Genomic DNA, 4,684 nt, shown 5'->3' with positions numbered 1-4,684 from the left:
CCAACCGCCAGCTGTCCGGCGAAATGGGGTCCACTCCACCTACAGGCGATAGGTCTTCTCTACGAAGCCCAAATCCGGATCCCCGACAAGTGTCCACCGTATCCACGTAGAACCACCTTCTACGCGTCGATAGTGCCCACGTCGGAAGTGCAGCCTAACCCCCGGCTTGCCCCCTGCCATCCCCGGCTCTGCATCAAGTGCCGATGTCGGTCTGGATATCGCGATGTTCAAAACGTGGTGGTCAAAGATCGGTGGCTTCTTTGATCGGGCCCGAGACCGGTTCAGCGCAGGAGCAGCCTCGATATGCTGGGCCAATAGCACATCCGACTCCAAGAGAATGGTGATGGCTCTGACCATCTCGGTCGTGATCTGGAATATTGAGTTGAGGCCAACCTCGCGGGTCTTGGGCGGCGTATACGCTGTCCAGAGGGGAAAAGCGCACCAGTGCTGACCTGCATGTACCGCCACCATCGAACCCCTCTCCTGATGCTCGATATGGATGACGCGGTGCCCTGAAATATCGAACTCATATGCCACCAGTTCGAAAGGCAAACGTGGCTCGACCGTCCCAAGATCAATGTCATGGCGTAGGGCCGCCGTCCAATCATGCTGGACCAGAAAAACCTGCGGCCTACCCATGATCATGGAGGCCATGAACTCGCGGCCAGCTGCCGTACTGGCTGAGTTGGGAGAGACAACAACACCCGCGACCCAAGCCTCCATTAGTTTGTGCAGCGCACTGCCATCGGGCCTTCTAATCGTTGAGGGATTGCGGTCCCACCAATTGATGGCCTCCTCGACGCTTGCCTGGGCAACATCTCGTTGCGACAACGGATTACGCACTACCAATTCCTCTCCAGTCTCATCATCAGCGTACAGACAATGCTACGATAGGCTTCGATGCGGGAGCCCACTCTATCATTGTGCTGTCAATGTACAGCAGGCCCATTGAACGACCCTCGACAGGCATCCACCTCTAAACCAGCCTGCCCTGAATTGCGGCAAAGCAGTGTTGAGATCAGGCTGCCTGCAGCTTGCTCAACCGGTCCTCGATCTCGGCCTTCGTCAAAACGAACCTCGAGCCTGGGAACACCCGACCAACGCATTGCAATAGCGGGTCCTCAGTCAGGTCATGATAAATGCTCTGGGCCACGGCGACGGCCTTCGCTGAAGCGGAGCGGGAGTCATCGGGTGCGATCGCGGCGGTCTCACAGATCCGGCGAACTTGACGAGTCAACGCCGGCACTGACCATCCCAGAACCGCACCCCCCTCTGGCTTAGATGTAGATGTGTCCCACAGGTGGGACTGTTCCCTGTCATCATTTGCCGTTTTAGTCCCGCTAGTGGGACTATGAGAGGCCGAACTCGCTGGAATTTCCTTTTTCTGTCCCACTGGTGGGACTGGTCGAGCCACAGGTGGGACTGGCGTTTGATTTTCGATGTTCGGCCAATTGCGAAAAAGGCGAGTGGGTGCTTCGCCGGTTACGTCGTTCCGCGCCTCGGTCAAACACCATTCGACCGTCATCCGGGTCTGATAGTAAGAACTTTCCCGCTGGCGCACGATAAAGCCATGGTCCTCAAGCTCCTTGAGGTACCGATTGGCCATGGATTTGGACTTGCCAAGAACGTTGGCGGCGCCCCGGGAGCCGAAACCCAGACGCCCATTGTTGGAGCCATTGTAGAGCTTTTTGAGCTCCACGTAGGTCGCACGGGCTCCGACCGACAAATCCTTCCAGGCCGCGCTTTCCATAATGTAATTGAACACCTGTACGAAGCCGCCCCCCGAGCTGCCCTTGCGCCTTTTCTTGCTCATCTCATCCTCACGAATCGAAGTATGGGCATGCATCTTCCGAATCAAATCAAAAAAGAACAAGTAAATTCAGAAACTTAAGCAGAAGAACGAATATCCGAGCTGCAGCAATGCAAATTGACTCTGTGGACATTTGAACGAAGAGAAACGCCGCCTAGGATCGACGTAGGAGCCACCAAAACTGCGTCGGAGGGTGTTAATAGCCTGGCATCCTCTTTGCCGTCGTACGGTCACTAGAATGCCCAATTCAGTGAACGATCACATTTTTGCCGGTTGTCAGAACGGCGACATTGGCGTCGCGTCGGCCGATTAGACCTTGGCGGAGGCCTATTGCCGCTGCAGGTCGACACTGCAGTGCAGACGTCGCAATTAGTTCCGGGCATCTGAGGCGACTGGCAACCTGCCAACGACCTGTCGGCGGTTCAATCTGATCTGCAAATCGCCAGCATCCTGAATTATCTATCAAATTCAACGTGCTATCTCCCCTACTTCGACGACCAAATCCTCCACGAACCCGCTATTCTCCCCCCAGTCGTCGCCTTGATAGCCCCTTGGGTTCGCGATTATCCGTGTGTTTCCAAGGCGGTAGTCGCAGTGCTGGTGCACGTGCCCATGCACCCAGAGACTCGGCTGGTGTCGCATGATCATCGGCTCCAGATCCGAGGCGAAAGCGGCGTCTGGGATATCGACGATGCCAGCAAGGGATCTGCGCGACGGCGCGTGGTGCGTCACGACGACTGTCGGGCCGTCGTGCGGCTGCAACAGCACGGCCTCGATGGCTGCGCGGTGGCGCTGGTGGGCGGCGCTGGTGTCGGCCGGCCAGATCGTGTCGGAGCCGTCCCACTTCCACACGCTCGCATATTCCGGCATGTGCTGCGCGGCCCAGCTCTCCGATGCATATAGATCATCAGCCAGCCCAAAGTCCGTCCAAAGAGTCGCGCCGACGAAGCGGACGCCGCCAATGACGATGCTCTGGCCCGACGACAGCACGTGGATGCGCGGCCAAGGAGATCTTCGTTTCCGCGATCCCAGACATCGAGCGCGACGTCGTAGACGTCTTGATTGCCGGGCACAAAAACGATCGGCGCCTTCGACGGCGACCATCGCGCCGGCATCAGCAAGGTTTGCTCCGTTTCGCATGCGTCTTTGTCGATGTCGCCCGCGATGACCATCACATCGTGACCGGGGATGCGGTCGGGCAGCCGGCGCCGGAACACTCCATGAGAAAGCGCCCGCCCGTCATTCGCTCCACGAAACCTCGCGGTATAGATTGGACCCTCGCCGTCCACACCACCCCGACGCCGGAAAAGGTGGCCACTATCGCGGCGTCTCATGGCTATCTGGCGGCTTGCGAGCGATGGGGCTGGCTGGGACCCCGGACGATTTCGAACATGATCGCCGAGGGGAAGCGGCGGTTGGGTGCGAGCAATCAATCATCCCGCGTCAGCGTCTTGGGGATTACAGCAAGCGACCATTGATTGTTCCCCTTGTTTGGGCGTAGCGATCAGTAATGATCGATGACGACACTGTAAGGCTGGCCGGAATATTCATTCCTTACTTCCGGGACAAGCGGATATTTGCCAAGGACAATGGTCAACGGTTCGCGCACTACACCAGCGCCGAGTCGGCCATAAAGATGCTCGATAAGGGCGAGGTGTGGCTCCGAAAATCCAGCGTGATGAACGATTTCTCCGAGATCGAATTCGGGTTTAGCAACCTTCATGCAGCATGGAACAGCCCCGCCGGCCTCAAGCTGAAGAACCTGCTGGACAGCATGTTCGAAGGCTCGGTCAAGACGATCGAAAACATGTTCGATCAGGAGATCGCGAACATCAGATCCGGGACATTCCTGACGTGCATCTCCGAACACGACCACCTGAAGGAGGAGCACGTATACGGTCGACTATCGATGTGGCGGGCCTACGGCAACGTGGCACTGGTCCTCCGCCCAGACGTCTTCATGCGCGAGACGACCGGTGTGCTGCAGGCATACTCCAACCCCGTCGACTATCACACACCGCAATCCTTCCAAGTGGCGTTCGCCAACATCGTCGCGAACGTCAAGAACGAGTTCGCATATCTGCAGGCACAAGGCGGTCAGATGGTGTGGAGCTGGATGCTGTTCATGATGCGGCAGATGCTCATTTGCACCAAGCACAAGGGGTTCTCGGAGGAGAAGGAGTGGCGCATCATCCACACTCCTTCTCAGGACAAGTCGCCGCTCATTCGCAATGAGATCGAGGTGATCAGGGGCGTAGCCCAGCCCGTCGTCAAACTGAAGCTGCAGAATGTACCGGAGGCGGAGCTAACGGGACTGGACATCCCATCGTTCATCGAAAGGGTGATCATCGGCCCCACCCAGCACCCTTGGGTTCAACGAGAGGCATTCGCCACAATACTCGAGAAAAAGGGCGTTGCAGACCCGTACGGTCGCATCGTCATTTCAGACATCCCATTGCGACAGTGAATGCGTCGGCGACGACAGGAGCTAAGGCTGGATATCCAGCGCCCAAGACTTCCGAGTGTCTAACGCAATGCGATCATCCAAAGAGGGATGGCGATGAGGACGAGCAGGATGACAATCACGTTCATCATGTAGAAGATGCCCACAACATCCTCGCGTATCCAGCGCGTGTAGTAAGGCACCGCCTCCTGCGTCGAAGCAGCGACCATATTGTCCGACAGTTTCCTATCGTCCTCCCTTTGTCCGCGCTCGACGAACTTCACCAGCCCCCACATATAAGTCTCCTCGAATCCATAAACGCTGCTACGATCACAACTGCAAGAACTGGCTGTAGTGCTCATACGGTCCTTCGAAACGCCAATGCAGGTTATGCTGCTGCGCGTCAAACAGGGTGAGCCTCAGCGTCAATC

The 4,684-nt window shown here is 57.3% G+C and carries 5 protein-coding genes; 1 reads left to right on the top strand and 4 read right to left on the bottom strand.

Annotation, left to right across the window (positions count from 1 at the left end):
* Positions 1–39: 39 nt before the first annotated feature.
* The 3 genes from A3840_RS17725 to A3840_RS17715 all read right to left on the bottom strand — a co-directional run bounded on the left by A3840_RS17725 (position 40) and on the right by A3840_RS17715 (position 2,914).
* Positions 40–843, bottom strand: a complete 804-nt coding sequence (locus tag A3840_RS17725) for a hypothetical protein (RefSeq protein ID WP_131798371.1) — start codon at positions 841–843, stop codon at positions 40–42.
* Positions 844–1,018: 175 nt separating this feature from the next.
* A complete protein-coding gene (locus A3840_RS17720) occupies positions 1,019–1,813 on the bottom strand; it encodes a hypothetical protein (protein WP_131798370.1) in 795 nt (264 codons plus the stop codon).
* Between the two features lie 465 nt (positions 1,814–2,278).
* The gene (locus A3840_RS17715) at positions 2,279–2,914 is read right to left on the bottom strand and encodes a metallophosphoesterase family protein (RefSeq protein ID WP_131798369.1); all 636 of its coding nucleotides are present in this window, start codon (positions 2,912–2,914) and stop codon (positions 2,279–2,281) included.
* 406 nt (positions 2,915–3,320) lie between these two features.
* Here A3840_RS17715 and A3840_RS17710 point away from each other — a divergent pair, with 406 nt between their 5' ends.
* Entirely contained in the window at positions 3,321–4,277 is a 957-nt protein-coding gene (locus tag A3840_RS17710; RefSeq protein WP_067460133.1) for a DUF2971 domain-containing protein, read from the top strand.
* 59 nt (positions 4,278–4,336) lie between these two features.
* Here A3840_RS17710 and A3840_RS17705 read toward each other — a convergent pair whose 3' ends face one another.
* Positions 4,337–4,549, bottom strand: a complete 213-nt coding sequence (locus tag A3840_RS17705; RefSeq protein ID WP_067460130.1) for a hypothetical protein — start codon at positions 4,547–4,549, stop codon at positions 4,337–4,339.
* Positions 4,550–4,684 lie beyond the last annotated feature (135 nt).

Source organism: Devosia elaeis (assembly GCF_001650025.1).
Taxonomy (GTDB): Bacteria; Pseudomonadota; Alphaproteobacteria; order Rhizobiales; family Devosiaceae; genus Devosia; species Devosia elaeis.
This window is presented reverse-complemented; position numbering and strand designations above follow the sequence as displayed.